We start from the raw sequence: 22,759 nt of genomic DNA, 5'->3' as shown, positions 1-22,759 counted from the left end.
CAAAGAAAACCTAGATATTTGGTTGTTTATACTCACGAAACCTGCACTTATTTTTCCCCTCAAGTGGTTCACAATTAACTACGCATTGCTAATCTTTGATAAAGAAATCTGGGCGATCGCTAATTTTTACTTCTGCGTTGTGAATCTTCCCAAGCAGGTTGAAACCCTCGCCGCAGCAGAAAGTCTTCTTGGATTTGTCGCATCTGGCGGTCTATATCTGTATCTACAGATCCTTGAGCCATAGTTTCCATTTGTAGTTTTTCTAGCTGTGTTAATGCTGATAAGGGTTGATCGAGAACCGTACTCAATCCAGCTAAAGCCCGTCTGGTATCTTTATCGTCTGGCTTTTGTGCCAACACCTGATTGTAAATTTCCTGGGCTGACTCAAAGCGGCGTTGTTCAAACTGAATTCCGCCCAATGCTGCCAAGGCATCAATGTTATCTGGTTGCTGTGCCAGAATATTTTCATAAGCCACACTGGCTAAATCCAAATTACCAACAGCACGAGCTAATTCTGCCTGTAACTGATAGGAATCTGAGTTATTAGCTAAACGAGCAATTAACTGTTTGACCCTAGCTTGCGCTTGACCGGGATTGCGTTGGGCTATCACTTGCACTAAGCGCAGTTGCAGAGGGATATAACTGGGATCGAGTTGCAATAAGTAATTATATAAAGCTTCTCGTTGGGGGTCGGCAGGTAGCACGCCCGCCAAACTATATAGTTCTGAAGGTGTATTAGTTGCCGGTTGAGTTGCTAACCAATTATTCAAAACTGCTTCTGCTTCTGGTTGGGAAATCCGTTTAGCTTGATAGGCAATACTGGCGCGTCCTAGTTGAGTTGGTAAATCTTGAGGATTGCGATTGATTAATTGGTCATATATGGCTACAGCTTCATCAAGATTTTTTTGTTGCAACCGCACACCAGCCAGTCCCCGCAAAGCGCCGTCAATAATATCATTACTATCAGGACGAGCAGTCAGTATGGCTTGGTAGCGTCGGGCACTAGCTTCTAAACTCCCTTCCCGGCGCTCAATTTCTGCTGCTAGTAATTGCGGGGCTAGATCTTGAGAATTTGTATTGCTAGCTGTGTAAGCTGCTAAAGCTTGCCTAGCACCATTCAGGTCATTCTGCTGGATATACATCTGAGCTATCCGAAAATTCAAGAATGGTGCATTGACTCCCGATCGCAAAATAGTTTGGTAAACAGGTAGAAATTCGGCATCGGGAGTATTGATATTAACTAAAGCGTTAGCGAGTTGCTGTAGTTGAGCAGAGTTTGTGGGTAGCGGTTGCAAAATAGCAGCTAAACGTTGCTTGAGTTCATTTTTACCCACCATTCCTAGTTGAGATTCCAAGGCTAATTGCTGTACTAGCAAACCGCGATCGCCTGGAAATTGAGAAGCTATTTGTCGGTAAATTTTCAGAGCTGTTTGTCTTCCTTGGGGGAAGGCGCTAAAAACATCAGCAACTTCTCGTAGTAATGTGGGGGAAGGATTGGGATTATTACTTAGAGCCTGATTATAGAGACTGATAACTTGCTGTGTCAGAGTAGGATTGTTGACCCGCTTGCGAATTTCATTGAGCGATCGCGCTAAGGGTAAAATCGCATCGGCTCTACCTTGTAATGGATCTAATATGGCTAAGGCTTGTGCTTGCTGTTGATTGGCAAGGTAAGCAATAGCTAGTTCCTTACGAGTCTCTATAGCTAGGGCATCTAGGCTACTGGAGCGCTTTAACTGGGCTTCTAAAACTTGTACCGCCCCTCTACTATCACCAGTTTCTCTTAAAGTGCGACCGTAAGCTACAGCAGCATAGCCAACTATGGGTTTACCCATACTTTGGTAGCGGTTAAATAACTCCAAAGCTTTAGGAAAATCGTTACTGTAGCTATAAGCTTGCGCCGCACCAATGACGACTTCTGGCGTGGGGTTATTAGCTAGTACCAGTCGATAATCTGCGAGGGACTCGGCAAACCTTCCCTGGTAAGAATAGAGTTGGGCGCGGTAACCGAGGGCTTCGATATCGTTGGGATTTGACTTGAGAAAAGTTGTTAAAGCTGTAATCCCTTGTACTTGCCACTCTGGACGGTAAGTACCTAACAACCCAATAGTTTTTAAAGCTAGTGAGTTATTCGGATCTATCGCTAGTACCTGTTGATAGGCATTCCAGGCTTCAGAAATGCGTCCAGCGCGACGATAAGCGATCGCTAACCCTAACCTTGCTTGTAAAGATGAGGGTTCCCTCTTGAGTACTTGTTGAAACGTAGTCATGGCATCATTGACTAACCCCTGATTTAACAAGGTAAAACCCTTTTTTACAGATGCCGATACATTTTGTGCTTGGGCAGAGGCAATGCTGCCTAAAGGTGGCACAGCGATTAAATAAGTAAAAAGGGGCAATGAAAAAGTCAAAAGAGAAAGATATTGAATACATATACCTTTTGACTTTTGGCTTTTGCCTTGTTTATGTTGCCTCATCGAGCATTTCTCCCTCTTGGAGTCACATCAAACTCGGATTTTACTCTCACACCTACAACTGTTTCCGAGAAATTATCCCGTCCTTGAACGGTAAAACCTAGACGCAGATTGGGAATAAGTTGAAAATCGTAATAAAGTTCCACTACATCTGGTCGAGATTGATCGCTACGACGTAGGCTTTCGTTCGATAAGGCTCGTCCGTAAGCTAGTCCCAGGCGATCGTCTCGCGTAAATAAATCTAATAAGGTGGCTCCTAAAACATAGGTATCTGCACCTTGTCCTAAGTCGCGGTTTTCATAGCGACCATAGCGGCCAAAAAGGCCTAATTTTAAATTGGGTATAAAGACTTCAGCATTCAAACCATAAGCTTCTTCGCGATCGCTTTCAATAGGCCCAAATTGATTATTTCCTCTAGCAATGCTGTAACTTTCGGCAAAGCTATCCCGAACACCACCATCGCGATTGGAAGCATAAGTACCGCGAATAATCGCATTACCATAACGAACGCCAACTTCTCCCGCAAAGCCATCTAAGGAAAAGTCACTGATTTTGTCTGATGAAGAGAAAACAGCAGCTTTAGCTTCAATATTGTCAGTAACGCTCCAGTTAACTAACAAGCCAGGACGAGACGCAATCCCCGTGGCGGCTAATGCGGGGTTGGTTTGAAATACGGGGTTAAAGAATTGGCTAGCACCATCTTTTGCAAAGCTATTCCGGTCAAAATAAGAGGTTAAATCCATTTGACCTACTACAAATCGCAGATTCGGTATACCGGCGATAGAGGTGGCTAAATAAAGCTCGTTGATGTTCAAACCCTCGCGTCTAGAATCATCAAAGCTGCTACCTTCACTAGTTAAGTCAATAGTTGCACCAAATAAGGCTTGCGGAGAGATGGGATATACTCCCGTAACTCTCGCCCTTGCTGAGGTATCACCGCCTTGAGTCACATAGACGCCTTGGATTTGTAAATAGGGTTCTTTTAAAGCACTGCTAGTAAACTGAGGGCGTTGTTGACTAACAATGGTTTTTGGTTGTATGGGTGCAGCTGGAGTCGGTGTAGTCAGTAATTGATTAAAAGTAGGCGTTGGGGTAGAGACGTTAGATTGTATGCTGCTGGTTGTCCCAGGAAGCGGTGGTAAGGGAGCTACTTGGGAATTAAGTACCTGGTTAAATGTTGGTGTTGTTGATGCAGTAAATTCTTGGGCGACAACTTGGCCGGGAAGTGGCGGTAGTTGTGGCTGTGGATTTTCTCCCTGTTTCACCAATCCCAAACCAAAGTCAGAATTATCTCCACCTACTGCTGTTTGCAATACAGTCTTCGGCTTTTGTACCTGGGGTTGAGCAGAATTACTTCTTCCCCTCACCTGCTGTTGAATAAAGCCACTCTCCTGTTGTTGGAGATTGATAACTGGTTGTGCTGGTACTACTGGTAAAGGATTACCAATAGGTGCAATAGCTATCCCATCTACCCTATCTGTTGTTGGTGGCGGAGGTACAGTTTGTAATCCCAGTACTGCTTTCCCCACAGGTACAGAAGATGGCGGTACTGGTAACAAGTTTGTATCACCTAGATGCAGATCGTTAGTTTCTGGTTGAACCACGTTCACTTGAGCTAACGATGCTTCACTCACAGCCAATACCCAAAAAATCGAGACTGCGAGATTACTCAGCAGTAAGTACACCTTTTGGGGCTGTTTTGAACAAGTAAGTCTCGGACTATTGAATACTTTTTGGCTCATGAGCCTAGTTGGATTTACTAGTAAGTCTTTACTTTATTTAATGTTGCTACTTTAGCAAATAATCTGAGTAATAACATCAATATTGACAAACTTTGTATTTGCTAAAAACGTTATGTAAAAAGTTGATAAACCTTGCAATTTTTGTCAGTAAATTGGGCAGAATAAATAAAAACCTTAACTAAAAAGGTAAAGAACCACTTCAGCCCAATTTATCCATGAAAATACTTAATTTACAAGTTTTGTGCCAGAAAATGCAAGACTCATTTTCCGCTTCTCCTTTAGCAATTATTTGTCTCATACTGTTGTTTAGTAATTACGGTTGCGAAAAAAAAGCATCAGTAGAAACCCAGTTAGAGATTCAAAATGTTCAATCTACAGAAAGTAATAGATTATACAAAATTACTGGCAATACAAATTTACCTGAATCCAGTCGCATTAGTGTCGCCGCAGTCCGCTATTTACGTCCGAAAGCAGGACAACCAGGAGTATTATTGAACTCTCATAACAGTACTCAACTTTCAATTCTGGCGCGCCAAATTGTTGAAGTGAAACAAGGAAAGTGGGAAGCCGATCTGAAGTTGTGGGAAGTCGCGCCAGATGGTCGTTTTCAGGAAGTTTGGCAAGGGAATCAAGCACAGATGAAACTTACACCTGAAAGTGGCGTGACATTTATTGCAACTTTCGATCCGGCTGGTCAGTGGGAACAATCAGATAATCAAAAATCTGCAGAAACGCCACAGCTAGTAACTCCAGAACTGAATGGTAAGTTAGTGCGCTTCACGAATGAAGGTGAAAAGTATGCACAAGCAAGTCAAACTTTATTGCTTCCTCTACCTACAGGTAAAACAACACCACCGCGTTTATTACCAGAAGAGATGAATGGTGGCTGGGGAAATCGATATCAAATTCTCCCAGAACCGAGAGTTGCGAGTACGACATCAATACCACCAGCTAAAACTAGACAGACTAATGCTTCTATGCTTCCTGCTGAATTTCTGCGTTAACCAGAAATTTTGATGATAACCCCACCTAAATTTAATTAAGGTGGGGTGTGTTTCACTAAAGTAACTAAATATTAATCACAAAGACTGAGGCTATTATCTTTTAATTGATAGTTGAGGCTGTCAATATTGCTGGGATTGCTATCTAGGTAGATTGTACTCAGATATCTTTGTCAGGTAATGCACATCTAAATTACATCACTACTCGTAGTGATTGTTGACTGTTAACTATCAACGGTCAACGATCAACAGTCTAATCGAATTAATATGCAAGTTAAATGTGGAACAGCTTAAAAGCGATCTGAGTATATCTGACAAACTTTCCCTATGTTCTATTGACAAACATAATCTTGATTGATAACTATGCTAATTGCTTAAGTCATAATCCAATCAAGATTATCAAGTAAGCTGCATAAAAGCAGCTTATTTGATTATTGTAAGTTAATGATTAAAACGGATTACTAGTGGAAACTTCATAGAAAGCTTGCAATTTATTTGGCGTTTTTGGCGCAGGATTTGGTGCTTGAGGAATAAATTGCAAATTTTGCTGCATTTTTTGCATTTGCAACATCATTTCTTTGAGTTGTTTTTGTAACTCTTCAAACTCACTGGCTGTAATCGTGCTTTTACTGACTGGATTTGCAGTAGCAGCTTCTGGTCGATTGTTTGTGTGATTTTGAGAATAGCTGATGAAGGTTTGCGCAGATGCAAATTTAGAAGTTGCAGCAGCAGGTTTCACAGTTTTATGATTATTGTCTTGCGTAACAACAGGGGGTAGAGAATTAACAGGCTGTTGATATACCACTGGTGGAGTTTGCACTACAACAGGTTCGGAAAAGGTATTAGGTAAGGTGTTGGCAAAAAGAGCTTGATTTAAAGGTACGTCATCATCCAAGAAAGCCTTCAATCCAGATATTTGCAGGCGAGATTCTGAGTGCTTTAGTTCTTTAAGTAAGGCGTCTTTTTCCTGTAGGTGTTGCTCTAGATGAGATAATTCTTGCTCATATTTTGCGGATTTGCGAGAAGAGTGTCTCCATCCACAAACAGCAGCTGCTGATATCCCAGCACCTATACTAATTGTGGTTGATAAGATGACATAGGGAATTGCAACATCTCTCAGTTTGCCGTAAAAAATAGGTTCTTCTTGAAATTTAATAGCTATTTGCTTTTCCCCTAGTGTAGCTAGAGGAAATGACATTACTGAAAATACACCGCAGGAAGCAACAATTGGTGGTAGAAAGAATTTCTGTAATGCAGATAGAGACATAGAGGAAATTTGGGTTGTTTGTCTACAAAAATAAGAGGTAGATTGCAGCATGGTATTACTACTGATGAAATCTAGCGTTGATAGCTGTTCAGCAGTTAGTGAATAATTTTTACTGCATTAGTATCCAAATTATTCTCTTAATGCCTAATATGCAATATGAGACTCATGAAGAACTCGGAGAACTAATTAAATTTTTCGTAAATTTAATTACCAAAGTACTAGTATCAAAATATTCATGAATATACAGAGGAAGCTTGAGAAAGCTTATTTTATATATATTTGGAGGATATAATGATGATAAATTTCTGACAAAATAGGGAACATTAGATGCTGAGGATATCTCTCTAGGAGATAGTACTTTTATGGATAATTTTTAATTCGTAATCACCTCTCGCTCGTGGCTATAACCATTTTTAACAGATAGTGAATCTACGTAAGTAAATAATCAAAAATATGCGATATTTCTTGTTGAAAAATACACAAAAACAATTCATTTTTTATCAAAGATTTATTTTATTTTTGTCAACTTTATTATTGTGCTTACTGGGGAGTTTGATCCAACTACCTGCTCAAAGCCATCTCAATGTAGCTAGTGCGGCGATTGCAATCCAACTACCACTGTCAACCTTGGGTGCAAAGATTGTTGATGCTAGAGGTAAGCAGGTGCTTTTGCGAGGTGTCAACTGGTTTGGGATGGAAACAGAGACACATGTACCTCATGGGTTGTGGCAGCGCGATTACAAAGAGATGCTTTCCCAGATGAAGATGCTGGGGTACAATCTGATTCGCTTGCCTTATTCTGTGGCAGGATTGAGAGCGCCTGATATCAATGGTGTTGAATTTAATATTGGTAGCAATATCGAATTTCAAGGCAAAACGCCGTTAGAAGTGATGGACTTGATTGTGCAAGAAGCAGAAAGACAAGGATTATTCATTCTGCTTGATAGCCATCGCCTCAACGATCAAAGGATTCCCGAACTGTGGTATGGAGACGGCTTTACAGAAGCCGACTGGATTGATACGTGGAAACTGTTAGCGGAAAGATACAAGAATCAAACTAACGTCATTGGTGCAGACTTAAAAAATGAACCGCATGGACGCGCTAGCTGGGGTACTAATGACTTAGCTACAGATTGGCGACTAGCAGCCGAACGTGCAGGTAATGCCATTCTCAGTATCAACCCTAACTGGTTAATTATCGTTGAAGGCGTCGAAAACAATGTTCCTGGTCAAAAACTCAAGCATCATTGGCAAGGTGGTAATCTAGAGGGTGTCAAGCGCTATCCAGTACGCTTAACTAATCGCCGTAAATTAGTTTATTCTCCCCATGAATACGGCTCGGGAGTTTTCAATCAACCTTACTTCTCTGAGTCTAGCTTTCCCAAAAATCTCATTCCGCGTTGGCAAATCGGCTTTAACTATATTTCTACTCAAAATATTGCGCCAATTTTAATTGGCGAGTTTGGGGGACGACAAGTAGACAATATTTCTCCAGAGGGTATTTGGCAAAATGAATTTGTGAAATACATCCAGAAGCATAATTTAAGCTTCGCCTATTGGAGTTGGAATCCGAATAGCGCTGATACAGGGGGTATCTTACTGGATGACTGGCAAAATTACGATCGCGCCAAGCAGCAATTATTATCTCAACTGCTACCATCGATGGCAGTTAATAACCAGAATGTCGCCTCATCTCCCAATCCCCCTATCCCTGCAACTCCTACAACTACAGCAAAATTAAAAGTCACGACGAATATTTATGCTAATTGGGAAACGGGACTTTGCGCCAACTTGAAAATTCTCAATTCCAGCAATAGTAAAGCGAACAACTGGCAACTGACATTTCGGATGAATCAAGCTAGGATTAATAATTCTTGGAACGCTAATTTTCAACAGCAAGGTACAGAATATATTGTCACTCCTTTGGATTGGGCAAGAGTAATTGAACCAAATCAATCACGGGATTTTGGTTTTTGCGCGCAAAAATTGGGTACAGATTACCAATTGCAAAATATAGAAGTGAAAATTACCCAATAATAAAAAAGGCAAAAGAGAATTCTCTTTTGCCTAAATTAACTATTAGTTTTGAAGATTATTCATCAAAATCATCGTCATCATCATCTTCTTCGTACTCGTCTTCTTCCTCTTCTACAAGATCGATGACTTCATCAGCTATCAAGTCATCATCATCGAGAATAGAACGTTCTGCACGTCTACTGCCAAATGTATGTTCGGTGAGAGAAGGTGCATCTAGATTGTAGGCACGTGCTGTGCGATCGTCTAGCACCATGTCTAAAGGATCGTCAACTTCATCTAAGACACTGCTACTTTCTAAAGCAGCATAGTCATCAATTGCTCCTGTTTCTTCATAGGCATTGTACCCAGTACCAGCAGGAATCAATCGTCCAATAATCACGTTTTCTTTTAACCCCCGCAGCCAATCAGATTTACCTTCAATGGCGGCTTCAGTTAAGACTCTGGTGGTTTCTTGGAAGGAAGCAGCAGAAATAAAGCTGTCGGTGTTCAAGGATGCTTTGGTGATACCCAATAATACAGGGGTATACTGCGCTCTAGCACCGCCTGTAATCGCCATTGCTTCGTTTACCTGCTCAACTTGGCGCAATTCAACCAACTCACCGGGAAGCATGGTGGTGTCGCCACCGTCATCAATCCGGACTTTATTAGTCATCTGGCGAACAATCACTTCGATGTGTTTGTCGGCAATATCAATACCTTGGGATTGGTATACCAACTGTACTTCGTTCACCAGGAATGTTTGCACTTTCTGTAAAGCATGGCTAGCACAAGCGTAGACGCCATCTTCTGAACCCAGGCTAAAGAAGACTTCCAAAATTTCGTGGGGGTTGGAAGGGCCATCGCTGAGGGGTTGTCCTGCTGCTACATGGGAGCCATCTGTTACCACTAAGTTTTGTCCGGGGCCTAAAGGATAATCGGTGACTACTCCATTGGGTTCTACTACTTTAACTGCGATCGCTTCATCACCATCGCCGTAAACTACTTTCACTTCCCCAGCCCGACGGCACAAGATACAAGCTTCTTTGGGTTTACGGGCTTCTAGTAGTTCCTCAATCCGGGGTAAACCTTGGATAATGTCCCCAGTTTTGGCACGTTCAAATACCAGCAACACCAAGTTATCACCGCGTTGTACTAAATCGCCATCTTCGATTTGCAACACAGCACCAGGGCTGACTCGATAGGGACGACCAACACGGATAGAAACTGTATAGTTTTGTGTACTCAGGGCAGAATCTTGAGCTGTTGCTGTAGCCGCAGCATTTTTGATGCCTACAACCTGTCCAGATTCTTCACTGAAGACGCCAGGAGCAATTTCGGTACCAGCTACAATCAAATCACCAACTTTGACTTTTGCTGGGGCACTAGTATTCAGTGTTATGGTATCGCTTGGACGCAAGACTAAACAACGGCGTACTGTTTCTGTACCTTTCTGGACGCCCCGCACAATACCCCCTTCTTTACACAAGATTTGGGTACGGGCGACGACTGCACCAGGGGCGATGGTTAATCCATCTTGCACTTCCAGGGAAGTTTGAGTACTACCCTGGGTAGCATCAGCCGTGATATCCCGACGAATTACCAAGGATTCCAAAATTACCAGCTGTAAGCGCTGAACTTCTGAGTTGTCTGGATCGGGTAATAATTCAATATCGGCCGCTAAAGGAGAAGCGTTGTGGTCTTGTTCTCCTTCTTGCTCGATTTCCAATACTAGTTGGGTACGTAGCAGTTCTACCCCTTCCACAGACTTGACACGTTCAGAATCTTTGTAAGGCAGTCTTTGTACTGCTCGCAATTGAATTGAACGTCCAGTTTGTTGACTAACTGATGTAGTGGAAGGTACATCAGGGTTGCTGGGAACAGCAAACTCTACTACAGGACGGCTTAATAAAGCGGGCCCTTCGGGAGACTCTACATACTGGATGTAGCGCAATTCGGTGGCGACTGTACCTTGGAATTCCTCACCAGGTTGAATAAAGGTGTTATCTCTACCGATGACTGCTTCAGGATCGTCTACCATCAGCAGTTCACCTGGTTTAATCACAACTTCCCGCAAGATGTCGTTTTTCTGGGTAACTTCAATCACACCACTGTTTTGGCAGAAGATATCCTTAACGACTTCGGTACCGGCTTCGACAAATTGTCCGTCTTCTACCAGTAACAAGGAAATATCTTTGTTAACTTCGTGGGTTTCTTCGGGAATCCACAACAGGGTACCTCCCTGTACCACTTCATAACCCAGCTTGGCTTTACCTTTTTTCTGAACTTCAACGCCAGCGAATTTCAGGAAGCCCCCGGTGGTGGTGCGATAGCGGTCATCAATTAATTCCGCTACTACTTGACCATTTTGCACTTTTGTGCCTGGGGTAGCTCTGAGGTTAAATACTTGGTTATTACCAGTGGAAACTAGGTAGCTGTTACGTCCTTGGGAACTTTGAACGGTAACTGTGGCTTGGTCTAAAACTACAGAAGCGGTAATAATTTCAATTTCTCTGGTACTCTTACCGGGAGTAGCTTCTGGTAAGCGGACTGTACCACCGTGTAGGGTGGTGAGTTTGGTTTCTGCGAGTACGCCGTTGGAAGCGATCGCATCTCCATTTTTCACTACCAATTCTGCGCCGGGTGGCAAGTTATACACTTCCCCAGACAAAATCCAAATCAATCCACCGCGTGCGGCTGTGGTCGTGGTGTTGCCTTGGCGGTCTGTTTTTTGTTCGGGGACAACTTCGGCAAATTGCACTTCACCTGCTAAGTCAGAGGCTACATCTTTTACCGCTTTTTCCGTATTAGCACGGGTTGTCCGTCCACCAAGGGCGACTTCCGCAAGTAACTGCCCGGTTTTTACCTGCTGACCATCGGTGATGTATAATGTGGAACCTTGCGTAACATTAATTTCTTGGTTTGCTCCTGTGCTATCAGCACCATCTTTTTTCGGTTCCAAGACAATTACGCCGTTGGCTTCGACAAATAAAGCATCTTCACCGTGGCGGGTACGGTAGGGTCTGGTGCGTAATTTCCTGGGTAGGCGGATAGTACCATCGGTTTTGGAACGTACTTGTTGGGCGACTTCCCCGGTAAATACACCACCTGTGTGGAATGTCCGCATGGTTAGCTGGGTACCAGGCTCACCGATACTTTGAGCGGCGATAATTCCCACAGCTTCGCCCAAATCAACCATTTTCGCATGGGCTAAACTCCAGCCGTAGCAATGTTGACATACGGAACGGGCTGCTTCACAAGTCAGAGGCGATCGCGCGAGGACTTCAGTTACCCCAGATTTTTGAATTTTTGCCGCCAATTCATCGGAAACTGGGGTATTGCGAGTAGCTATCACTTCTTTGGTCTTAGGATCTAGCACATCTTCTGCTATTACCCGCCCATGCAAACGTGTAGCTAGGGGAATTTTTGTTTTGCCACCTTCTACCATTGCCCGAATGGGAATACCTCTGGTAGTACCGCAATCAAATTCCCGAATAATCACATCCTGGGATACGTCCACAAGACGCCGGGTGAGATAACCAGAGTCCGCCGTCCGTAAGGCTGTGTCTACCAAGCCTTTCCGGGCACCGTAAGAAGAAATAATGTATTCGGTGACGGTGAGTCCTTCACGGAAATTGGTTTTGATGGGTAAGTCAATAATTTCCCCTTGGGGATCTGCCATCAGTCCCCGCATCCCTACTAACTGACGGACTTGGGAGATGTTACCCCGTGCGCCGGAGAATGCCATCATGTATACGGAGTTGAGGGGATTGGTCTTTTTAAAGTGAACAACTACCTCATCTTTCAGGGCTTCACTAGTACCGTTCCAGGTATCAATTACTTTTTGGAAGCGTTCTACTTCCGTAATTTCACCCCGTTGATAGCGAGCTTCTGTAGCGCGAATTTCTTCTTCAGCTGCTTCCAAGAGCGATCGCTTAGAAGGTGGTACCATCAAATCGTCTACACTGATAGACACCCCTGCCCTGGTAGCATAGCGAAATCCCAAGTCTTTCAATTTGTCCGCCATGACTGCGGTACGCGCCGTACCATAATTTACAAAGGCCCAAGAAATCAAATTTCTCAATTGACCTTTATCAACTACGCGATTGCGAAAAACTGCCTTTTCGTTAGTCATTAGTCAATAGTCCTTAGTCAATGGTCAATAGTCATTGGTTAGTGGTCAGTAGTCAGTAGTCAGTAGCAAAAAGCAACTGTACGGGCGGGTTCACAAATATCCTCACTGAATCAACGATGATCTAAATAAACCCGCCCCTACTTACAAAGAACAGCTAACTAGCTAGTGCTTCTTGAATTGCCTTGTTGTAAATCACGCGACCTGGTGTCGTGCGGACATACTGAGACAACAAATTCCCTTGGGCGTCTTCTCTGACTCGGCGGTATTTATACAGCAGAGTCCGGGTACCATCGGTGTTTTCTGTAACTTCTAGCGCTTCTGTATCTGGCCCGTCTGATTCGACTTCGCCATCAAACCGCACGTAGATATAAGCGTGTAAGTCAATTTGCTCTTGCTGGAAAGCCATAATTACATCGTCAAGAGAAGCAAAATACCGTCCCGCCCCTTTGGTAGCACCTGGGTTTTCTGCGGTTAGGTAATATGCTCCCAAAACCATGTCTTGGCTGGGTGTGATAATCGGCTTACCTGTAGCTGGCGACAAGATATTATTAGAAGCCAGCATTAATAACCGCGCTTCTGCCTGACTTTCTAAAGACAGGGGAACGTGTACCGCCATTTGGTCGCCGTCAAAGTCAGCGTTAAATGCTGGACAGACTAGGGGATGGAGTTGAATGGCTCTACCTTCTACCAAAATTGGCTCGAATGCCTGAATCCCTAAGCGGTGCAGCGTTGGTGCCCGGTTGAGTAGTACTGGGTGTCCTTCAATCACTTCTTCCAGTACGTCCCACACACTGGGGTCGTTACGGGAGATCAGTTTTTTCGCAGCTTTGATGTTATTCACCATCCCGCTACGAATTAAGCGATTGATCACAAAGGGCTGAAATAGCTCAATCGCCATTTCTCTGGGCAAGCCGCATTGGTGGATATTTAATTTTGGCCCCACCACAATTACAGAACGACCAGAGTAGTCAACCCGCTTACCTAACAAGTTTTGCCGGAAACGTCCTTGCTTACCTTCAATAATGTCCGATAAGGATTTCAGAGGACGGTTATTGGCACCGACTACGGTGCGTCCCCGGCGTCCGTTGTCAATCAAAGCGTCTACTGCTTCTTGCAACATTCGCTTTTCGTTGCGGACAATAATTTCTGGTGCCAAAATTTCTTGTAATCTTGCCAGACGATTATTCCGGTTAATTACTCGACGATACAAATCATTCAAATCGCTGGTAGCAAACCGACCGCCATCCAGCTGCACCATTGGGCGTAAATCAGGGGGAATAACGGGGATTACCGCCATTACCATCCACTCTGGTTTAGAACCAGTAGCGATGAAGTTGTCAATTACCCGTAAGCGTTTAATTAACTTCGCTCGCTTTTGTCCTTTAGCATTGCCAATTTCTTCCCGGAGGCTTTCGGCTTCTTGCTCTAAATTAATATCAGCCAGTAAGTGTAACAGTGCCTCAGCACCAATACCTACTTCAACACCTTGTAGCTGGGAATCTTCACTATAAATTTGGTCTTCAATTTCCAGCCACTGGTCTTCACTCAATAGCTGTTTATAGGTTAAAGTTTCCGCATTACCTGGGCTAAGAACAACATAAGAGTTGAAATAGACAATTTGTTCTACATCCCGCAAAGGCATATCTAGCAGGATGGAAATATAGCTAGGAATCCCCTTGAGATACCAAACGTGAGCTACTGGTGCTGCTAGCTTGATATATCCCATGCGGTGACGCCGCACTCGTGATTCTGTAACTTCTACACCACAGCGTTCGCAAACAATACCTCTGTGGCGCACTCTTTTATATTTACCGCAGTGACATTCCCAGTCTTTTGCTGGGCCAAAAATGCGTTCGCAGAATAAACCGTCCATCTCTGGTTTGAGAGTCCGGTAGTTAATAGTTTCTGGTTTGGTAACTTCACCAACAACTTGACCGTTAGGTAAGGTGCGTTCGCCCCATTGCCGAATGCGTTCTGGTGATGCTAAACCGATTTTTACGTAGTCAAACTGATTGGTTTGGGCGTTTCTCATACTTAAGTGCTGAGTTTTGAGTTATGAGTATATTTAGTTTTTCGGTTGAAAATTGGGCATTGGGCATTGGGGAGCCACTGCGTTGGACGGGTTTCCCGGCTTGAAGCAAGTGGCGTCATTGGGCATTGGTGATTAGTCATGGCTGCCTCCCCTAGCCCCTAGCCCCTAGCCTCTATTCATCATCTTCCAGTGATTCACGGGAAAGAGATTCATAGGTTGGTCGCGGTGGTGTACGTCTGGCTGATTGGTCTGCCATTAAATCGACTTCCACATCTAAGGAACTGCCATCTGCTTGAGTTTCTACTTTGTGGACGGCAATATCTAAACCTAAGGATTGCAGTTCTCGCATCAATACCTTAAAGGATTCTGGCGTTCCTGGTCGAGGAATTGCTTTACCTTTAACAATGGCGTTGAGGGCTTCATTCCGTCCTTGCATATCGTCAGATTTAACTGTCAGCAATTCCTGCAAGGTGTAAGCTGCACCAAAGGCTTCCAATGCCCACACTTCCATTTCTCCGAAGCGCTGACCACCTTGTTGGGCTTTACCACCCAAGGGTTGCTGGGTAACCAAGGAGTAGGGGCCTGTAGACCGGGCGTGAATTTTGTCATCCACCAGATGCACCAGCTTCAGCATATAAGCTACGCCCACTGTTACCGGACGGTCAAAGGGTTCGCCTGTACGACCATCAAATACCATGATTTTGCCGGGGTTATCGGGGTTGTATAACCAATCTTTGCTGGTTTCATCACGTGCTTCTTGCAATTTGCCATGCACAATCCGGCGCGATGACTCTTCCCCATACATTTCGTCAAAGGGAGTAATCTTAAACCGCACGCCCAAGTTTTGACCAGCCCAGCCTAATAAACACTCAAATACTTGTCCGACGTTCATCCGGCTGGGTACGCCTAAGGGGTTGAGAACAATGTCTACTGGAGAACCATCTGGTAAATAGGGCATATCTTCCAACGGCAATATCCGGGAAATAATCCCCTTGTTACCGTGGCGTCCTGCCATTTTGTCGCCGACTTGAATCTTGCGTTTCTGGGCTACGTACACCCGGACTACCATGTTGGCTCCTGGTGGTAGTTCATCCCCTTGTTCGCGGGTAAATAAACGCACATCGACGACGCGACCTTTTTCACCGTTGGGCACTCGCAGGGAGTTATCACGCACATCCCGGGCTTTTTCACCGAAAATCGCCCGCAGTAGTTTTTCTTCTGGGGGTTGGTCAGATTCACCTTTAGGTGTAACTTTACCAACTAAGATATCCCCGGCTTCTACCCATGCACCAATGCGAATGATTCCTTGTTCGTCTAGTTGACGTAAAGCATCTTCCCCAACGTTGGGAATTTCTCGCGTAATTTCTTCAGGGCCTAGTTTTGTTTGTCTAGCCTCAATTTCATATTTTTCAATGTGAATTGAGGTGTAAACATCATCCTGAACTAATCTTTCGGAAATTAAAATCGCGTCTTCGTAGTTGTAGCCTTCCCAAGGCATGTAGGCGACGACGATATTTTGCCCCAGGGCTAATTCTCCGCCTTCTGTGGAGGAACCATCAGCTAATACTTGACCAGCAACTACGCGCTCGCCTATCCGTACTAGAGGTTTTTGGTTGAGGCAAGTATCTTGGTTAGAACGCTGATACTTAGAAAGGGTGTATTTAATTTCAGTTGTTGTGTTCTTAACCCGCACACGGATTTCTGTGGCATCCGCATAAACCACATCGCCATCGGTACGAGAGACGATTACCATCCCGGAGTCTCTTGCACCTTGGGCTTCTAAGCCTGTGCCGACTAAGGGACGTTCTGGCTTGAGCAGGGGTACTGCTTGCCGTTGCATGTTGGAACCCATCAGCGCCCGGTTAGCGTCGTCATGCTCCAGGAAGGGAATCATGCTTGTAGCTACCGATACAATCTGTACTGGTGATACTGCTACATAGTCCACTTGTTCTGGGGTGGTGGTGGAGAATTCCTGGCGATAACGTACTGGTACTTGAGGCCCAATAATCATGCCATTTTCATCAACAGGAATGTCACCGGGAGCAACGCGCAAGTCGTCTTCCTCATCGGCGGTCATGTAAACTGGCTGCAGGTCAAATCTCACCCTGGCATTTTCCACCGGTCTAAAGGGTGTTTCTAAAAAGCCGTATTGGTTTACCCGCGCATGGGTGGCTAGAGAGCCAATCAAACCCGCGTTGGGGCCTTCTGGGGTTTCAATGGGACAAATCCGTCCGTAGTGGCTGGGGTGGATATCCCGGACAGCAAACCCGGCTCTTTCTCTGGTTAAACCGCCAGGGCCTAAGGCTGAGAGACGGCGTTTGTGAGTCAGTTCTGCTAGGGGATTGGTTTGATCCATGAACTGACTTAATTGGCTGGAACCAAAGAATTCTTTAATTGCAGCTACTAGGGGTTTGGGGTTAACTAGGGAAGCTGGGGTGAGAACTTCAGCATCGGATACAGTCATCCGTTCCCGAATGATTCTTTCTAAGCGGTTTAAACCTACCCGGACTTGGTTTTGCAGCAATTCACCGACACTTCGTACTCGGCGATTACCCAGGTGGTCAATGTCATCGATGTTACCGATGTCATATTCTAGGTTAATCAGGTAATCTACCGCAGCCAAGATATCCCCAGGAGTTAAGACGCGCATGGTGTCGGGAACCGACAACCGTAATTTTTTGTTGAGTTTATAACGTCCGACACGCCCTAAATCGTAACGTTTGGGGTCGAAGAATCGCGAATCTAATAGCTGTTGTCCACCTAAGACTGTGGGTGGTTCACCAGGACGCAATTTGCGATATAACTCCATTAGGGCTTCTTCTTCAGAAAATTGCCCTTCTTTTTCAATGGTTTTTTGGAAGTACTCAGGATGGCGTAAGGCGTCAAAGATTTCGTTATCTGATAAACCTAGAGCTTTTAAAAGTACTTGGGCTGAAAGTTTGCGGGTTTTATCAATCCGTACCCACACGAGATCGTTACGGTCTGTTTCAAATTTTAGCCATGCACCCCGGTTAGGAATTAAGCTGGCTGAATAGGTACGGCGACCGTTTTTATCAATTTCTGATTTGTAATAAACTCCAGGCGATCGCACAATTTGGTTGACGATCACTCGCTCGGCTCCGTTAATAATAAAGGTGCCGCGATCGGTCATCAAGGGCAAATCGCCAATAAAGACTTCTTGTTCTTTAATATCCCCGGTTTCTTTGTTGAGTAGCCTTGTGGGAACATACATTTGGACGGCGTATGTACTATCTCGCCGCTTGGCTTCTTCGACACTGTACTTTGGTTCTTTAAGTTTGTAGTTTTGACCCAAAAAGTGCAGTTCTAGTTTGCCGGTGTAATCTGTAATCGGACTAAAGGAGTTAAGTTCTTCTATTAACCCTTCTTCTAAAAACCAACGGAAGCTAGAACGCTGGATTTCAATCAAGTCGGGCAACAGAAAGGCGGGTTCCATATAATTTTCGTTCGTCATGCCTCTACCTTTGTCAACCTGGTTAAACTTACCATTGGACACTGCTTTTTGACGGTTCCCACCGCTAGCCAGTGTCCGTAGCTGTTTGGGAACTTCTCCTTAACGCCACCTGCTATGTGCAGGTACGGGCAAACGCAGAAATTAAAGCTGGAAAGTGCTATCTTGGCAAGCGGGAAACTACTCCACTAAAAGTGACAATTATAACTAATAACCAGCTACTAGGTTGATTGCTCAAAAGTAGATGGTTGAGATAATCTGGAATTAAGTTGGCTTTTGTCACTTCTCCTCCCACAAGCGCGTTAATTAGCCGCCGCAGCTTTTTTCCTGTTGTGTTTTCAATACCCCTCTATATTTAGACTCACGGTGATATCCTAAAACTAAGGAACCGAGTGGCTCTGAATCGACTCTGGATTAGTATGGCTTTATCTTGGTGGGTGATACTCACAAGGCAATTATGTTTAACAGTTTTCTATAGATTAAATACGGAAAAGGTAGTTTTCTCAAAGTGTCTAGCTCAACTCATGATTGTCAGTCTTGGCGATCGCGGCGATTACATCCGCTTGTAGAGATTAGGAGGATGGTCAACCCCGGCAAATAATTAGCTTAGACACCTTAAGGGTGACTGCTTTGCGGGTAGCGATGGTCAAGTTAGTAACTGTGTAAAACCAATCTTAGGAGTTTTAATTTCCTTCCTTTATCATTATGGCGCAAGCAAAATGTTTTGGAGGAAATAATTTTAGCATATTTCCATCCTCCAAGGTGTTTATTTTTTTGTACACAGCCAACTACACTTAAATGTACACCTTATACTACCAGACTAAATAAGTCGCAAGCATTTTGGGTGGTTTGGGCGGCGATCGCTTCTACCGTCTGTTTACGCAGTTCGGCTATACTCTCTGCTACATAACGGACATAAGCTGGTTCATTGCGTCCTGCACCTCGTTTGGGGACGGGAGCCAGGAAAGGACAGTCTGTTTCAATTAGCAAGCGATCGCTCGGTACCATTGCGGCGGTAGCTTGGATTTGCTTGGCATTTTTGAAGGTAACTGTCCCGCTAAAACTTATGTAGAAGCCTAAATCAATGAACCATTGAGCTTCTTCGGGCGTTCCACCCCAACAATGCATTACACCCCGCACTCGTTCGCCTTTTTGTTCTCGCCATTTTTGCAACACTTCTCTTACCTGTGCGGCTGCATCGCGGCAGTGGATAATTACAGGTAAATTCAGTTCATAGGCGATCGCTAATTGCGCTTCAAACACCATGCGCTGTTGCTCATAGTTGTCTGCTTTACAAAAATCCAGTCCCATTTCCCCCATAGCGACTACTTTTGCATCTGATTTCGCCAATGTGAGAATTTCATCGGCTGTTCCATCAGTCCATTGTTTAGCATCTAGAGGATGTAACCCAACGGCAAAGCTGAGTTCGGGAAACTCGCGTGCTATGGCTTGGATACTGGCAAATTCTGCTGGTTCCACGCAGGAATGTATTAAATGCACTACACCTGCTTGTTGCCATCGCGATCGCACTGCTGCTAAATCTTGCTGAAAAACGTCAAAGTTGATGTGAACGTGAGTGTCAATTAGCTGCATTTTTGTTTTAGAGTCATTAGTCATTAGCCATTAGTCATTAGTAGCAGACTAATGACTAAATGATTTGGGACTACTGTGCCGTTTGTGTAAGTGGTTTGAGTTTACGAGCCAATCTTGACTTTTTCCTGGCTCCATTATTGGGATGAAGCACACCTCGCTTAACGGCTTTGTCGATTTTGCTGTAAGCCTCAGCTAATCGCTCCTGTACTTGTTGCTTTAATTCGGGAGTGGGATTAGCAGCATAGACTTCTACTGCATTCACGTACTTCTTCATCAGCGTATTGACAGCTGATTTATATGATTTATTACGCAGCCGATTGCGCTCTGCAATATGGGCGCGTTTGAGAGCAGACTTTGAATTCGCCACAGTCAGTTCCAGAAAGACTATTAATATGTACACACACTACTAGATTTACTAATATAGCATCCATATTGCCAATGTTAAGATTTCCCAAAAAAATATCGTGGGGCATTGGGCATGGGGCATTGGGCATGGGGCATTGGGCATGGGGCATTGGGCATTGGTTCAGTTACTATTTCTCCCCCTGCTCCCTGCCCCCTGCCCCCTGCTCCCTGCCTATCTGCATCAGATAATTGGCAACCTATTAACAACACTGGGAGTATCAAAAAAATCCAGGTTAAGCTAGAGAAGGGAATTAGACTCACCTCGGTACCTGTTTGGGTAAAGAGCAAGATTAATTCTCAGGCGGGAATATTCTAATTTTGGCATTGTGCTTACTCCATGCTGCGAATTATTACTCAGCAGGCAGACGTCAGAGCAGAACTACAACGGATCTGCGATCGCACCCATGACGAACACGTACTTCATAAAGAAGCCACGGTGCGGGAAGTGTTGCAAGCGGTGAAACGCCAAGGCGACAAGGCTGTATTGCATTACACAGATGAATTTGACAACCAAACTCTTAAGCAGGAGGAACTGCGGGTTACAGGCTCAGAATTGGATGCGGCTTATCAGCAGGTGTCTCAGGAGTTGATTGCGGCGATTCGGTTAGCTAGCCAAAAAATCGAAGCATTTCATCGTCAGCGAGTCCCGAAAAACTGGGTTAACTTTGCTGATGATGAGGTGGTATTAGGCAAACGCTACAATCCTGTAGATCGGGCGGGTTTATATGTCCCTGGTGGGCGTGCTGCTTATCCCAGTACTGTACTGATGAATGCCATTCCGGCAAGAGTGGCTGGTGTACCGCGAGTAGTCATGGTGACACCCCCAGGAGCAGGTAAAGCAATTCCTCCGGCTGTGCTAGTAGCCGCTCAAGAAGCTGGGGTACAGGAAATTTACCGAGTCGGGGGAGCGCAAGCGATCGCGGCTTTAGCTTACGGTACGGAAACGATTCCGAAAGTTAATGTCATTGTAGGCCCTGGTAATATTTATGTCACCCTGGCTAAAAAACTTGTCTACGGTAGCGTCGGGATTGACTGCCTATCAGGGCCGAGCGAAGTGCTAATTATTGCCGATGAAACCGCAAATGCCGTACATGTAGCTGCGGATATGCTAGCCAGAGCCGAACACGATCCAATGGCGGCGGCGGTTCTGCTGACTACGGATGCGGCTTTAGCAAAAAATGTCCAAGTAGCTGTGGAACGACAATTAGTAGATCATCCCCGACGCATTGACACCGAAAAAGCGATCGCTCACTATGGGTTGATTGTGATTGTCGAATCTCTCAAAGCAGCTGCAGAATTGACTAACGAATTTGCTCCCCAACATCTGGAATTAGCAATTGCCGAGCCTTGGGAGTTTCTACCACAAATTCGCCATGCTGGGGCAATTTTCTTAGGAGATGCTACACCACCAGCCGTTGGACAATATTTAGCAGGCCCCAACCATACCTTACCGACTTCGGGGGCTGCCCGTTATGCTTCAGCCTTGAGTGTGGAAACTTTTCTTAAACAATCAAGTATTATTCAATACTCCCAAAGTGCATTGCAAAAAGTGGCTGGGACAATTGACATTCTAGCATCAGTAGAGGATTTACCCTCCCATGCCGATTCTGTCAGACGGCGAATTCAGCATGAAGAGTGATTGAGAATGGTGAATTTTTGCTGATGATTTGCGAGAAAATCACCCATTAGATGCAAAATAAAAGCTTGGGAAATTGAGTATGATATAAACTCAATTTACGAATTCTCATGTCTAAAGCTCCCAAATAAAGTTGAGGGAAATTTAGCCACGAGCATTTTTTGATAACATACTCCTAGCGGTAAAACGCTAAAGAGATAAATATTGTTAAATCTGGGCAAAAATTGGTTTAGTTACCAATTAATTAACCAGGTATTTATTTAAGGGGTCTACTCTTGAGGAGACGAGAGCGGTGTTAAAAAATATCTTGGTAGCTCTAGACGGTTCGGAAATTTCAGAGCGAGTAATTGAGACTGTAAAAGAGTTGGTGCTGGCTCCAGATAGTAAAGTTATTCTTTGCCATGTTTTTCCACCGCCAGAGTTAGAGATGGATTTACCAGCAGATCGGCCTCATGCTGATTCACCAACATTGTCTTATTTTTATATTGAAAAACAACTGCAATCTTATCAAGAAAGTTTACCTGTTGCCAGCCAATTAGAATTAGTTACAGGCTATGCTGCAGACGAAATTATTCGCCTGGCTAATATTTATCAGGCTGATTTGATTGTCATTGGTAGTCGCGGGTTAACAGGAATGAAGCGAATTGTTCAAGGTTCTGTTAGTAGTCAAGTGGTTGAAGAAGCTAATTGTTCTGTATTAGTGGTTAAGCCAACTTAAAGTAGCTTGGTGTAATTAAAGATAACTAGTTAAGGTGGTCATTGGTCGTTAGTCATCTGTCATTGGTAAGAGTTGTAATACTAATTTAATATCAAGACGCGCGTAATTATATTGGAAGATATGGAACTGAAAAAACTCTGCGTACCTTTGCCTTCAAGAAAGGTAGAGTTTTGTGCAGCTTCACAAATAAATAGTATGAGAGCCAGCGAATTTAGTCAGAGAAATAACACCAATTTAAATAGTTTTTGCGGCACATCAATATATTCTAGAGGGC

The 22,759-nt window shown here is 44.2% G+C and carries 14 protein-coding genes; 5 read left to right on the top strand and 9 right to left on the bottom strand.

Going from position 1 to position 22,759, the window contains the following annotated elements; genetic code table 11:
- Positions 1-119: 119 nt before the first annotated feature.
- The gene (locus tag H6G08_RS22870) at positions 120-2,477 is read right to left on the bottom strand and encodes a tetratricopeptide repeat protein (RefSeq protein ID WP_190547064.1); all 2,358 of its coding nucleotides are present in this window, start codon (positions 2,475-2,477) and stop codon (positions 120-122) included.
- Positions 2,474-4,216 (bottom strand): carbohydrate porin, encoded by a 1,743-nt coding sequence (locus tag H6G08_RS22865; RefSeq protein WP_190547062.1) that lies wholly within the window; start codon positions 4,214-4,216, stop codon positions 2,474-2,476. The genes H6G08_RS22870 and H6G08_RS22865 overlap by 4 nt, the downstream gene beginning before the upstream one ends.
- Positions 4,217-4,431: 215 nt before the next feature.
- Here H6G08_RS22865 and H6G08_RS22860 point away from each other — a divergent pair, with 215 nt between their 5' ends.
- A complete protein-coding gene (locus H6G08_RS22860; RefSeq protein WP_242046239.1) occupies positions 4,432-5,220 on the top strand; it encodes a hypothetical protein in 789 nt (262 codons plus the stop codon).
- Between the two features lie 445 nt (positions 5,221-5,665).
- On the opposite strand, the gene H6G08_RS22855 is transcribed toward H6G08_RS22860, so the two are convergent.
- On the bottom strand, positions 5,666-6,484 hold the full coding sequence (locus tag H6G08_RS22855) for a hypothetical protein (protein ID WP_190547061.1): 819 nt from the start codon (positions 6,482-6,484) through the stop codon (positions 5,666-5,668).
- A gap of 453 nt (positions 6,485-6,937) precedes the next feature.
- Here H6G08_RS22855 and H6G08_RS22850 point away from each other — a divergent pair, with 453 nt between their 5' ends.
- Positions 6,938-8,521 (top strand): cellulase family glycosylhydrolase, encoded by a 1,584-nt coding sequence (locus H6G08_RS22850; RefSeq protein ID WP_190547059.1) that lies wholly within the window; start codon positions 6,938-6,940, stop codon positions 8,519-8,521.
- Positions 8,522-8,576: 55 nt separating this feature from the next.
- Here H6G08_RS22850 and H6G08_RS22845 read toward each other — a convergent pair whose 3' ends face one another.
- The 4 genes from H6G08_RS22845 to H6G08_RS38260 form a co-directional block, all read right to left on the bottom strand.
- Positions 8,577-12,632, bottom strand: a complete 4,056-nt coding sequence (locus H6G08_RS22845) for a DNA-directed RNA polymerase subunit beta'' (RefSeq protein WP_190547057.1) — start codon at positions 12,630-12,632, stop codon at positions 8,577-8,579.
- A gap of 154 nt (positions 12,633-12,786) precedes the next feature.
- Positions 12,787-14,664 (bottom strand): DNA-directed RNA polymerase subunit gamma, encoded by a 1,878-nt coding sequence (locus H6G08_RS22840; RefSeq protein ID WP_190547055.1) that lies wholly within the window; start codon positions 14,662-14,664, stop codon positions 12,787-12,789.
- A 172-nt stretch (positions 14,665-14,836) separates the two neighbouring features.
- Entirely contained in the window at positions 14,837-18,136 is a 3,300-nt protein-coding gene (gene rpoB / locus H6G08_RS22835) for a DNA-directed RNA polymerase subunit beta (protein ID WP_190547054.1), read from the bottom strand.
- Positions 18,137-18,293: 157 nt separating this feature from the next.
- Positions 18,294-18,416 carry a hypothetical protein gene (locus H6G08_RS38260; protein WP_277877873.1) on the bottom strand — a complete coding sequence of 41 codons (123 nt, stop codon included), beginning with the start codon at positions 18,414-18,416 and terminating at the stop codon, positions 18,294-18,296.
- Between the two features lie 109 nt (positions 18,417-18,525).
- Here H6G08_RS38260 and H6G08_RS22830 point away from each other — a divergent pair, with 109 nt between their 5' ends.
- On the top strand, positions 18,526-18,702 hold the full coding sequence (locus H6G08_RS22830; RefSeq protein WP_190547052.1) for a hypothetical protein: 177 nt from the start codon (positions 18,526-18,528) through the stop codon (positions 18,700-18,702).
- A 238-nt stretch (positions 18,703-18,940) separates the two neighbouring features.
- Here the strand turns inward: H6G08_RS22830 and H6G08_RS22825 are convergent, their stop codons facing one another.
- Both H6G08_RS22825 and rpsT read right to left on the bottom strand, forming a co-directional pair.
- The gene (locus H6G08_RS22825) at positions 18,941-19,726 is read right to left on the bottom strand and encodes a TatD family hydrolase (protein ID WP_190547074.1); all 786 of its coding nucleotides are present in this window, start codon (positions 19,724-19,726) and stop codon (positions 18,941-18,943) included.
- A 70-nt stretch (positions 19,727-19,796) separates the two neighbouring features.
- A complete protein-coding gene (gene rpsT / locus H6G08_RS22820) occupies positions 19,797-20,093 on the bottom strand; it encodes a 30S ribosomal protein S20 (protein WP_190547050.1) in 297 nt (98 codons plus the stop codon).
- Between the two features lie 375 nt (positions 20,094-20,468).
- On the opposite strand from rpsT, the gene hisD reads away from it, so the two are divergent.
- Together hisD and H6G08_RS22810 are read left to right on the top strand one after the other, a co-directional pair.
- On the top strand, positions 20,469-21,770 hold the full coding sequence (hisD, locus tag H6G08_RS22815; RefSeq protein WP_190547048.1) for a histidinol dehydrogenase: 1,302 nt from the start codon (positions 20,469-20,471) through the stop codon (positions 21,768-21,770).
- Between the two features lie 289 nt (positions 21,771-22,059).
- Positions 22,060-22,485 (top strand): universal stress protein, encoded by a 426-nt coding sequence (locus tag H6G08_RS22810; protein ID WP_190547046.1) that lies wholly within the window; start codon positions 22,060-22,062, stop codon positions 22,483-22,485.
- Positions 22,486-22,759 lie beyond the last annotated feature (274 nt).

Source organism: Calothrix anomala FACHB-343, assembly GCF_014696435.1.
GTDB lineage: Bacteria > Cyanobacteriota > Cyanobacteriia > Cyanobacteriales > Nostocaceae > Aulosira > Aulosira anomala_A.
This window is presented reverse-complemented; position numbering and strand designations above follow the sequence as displayed.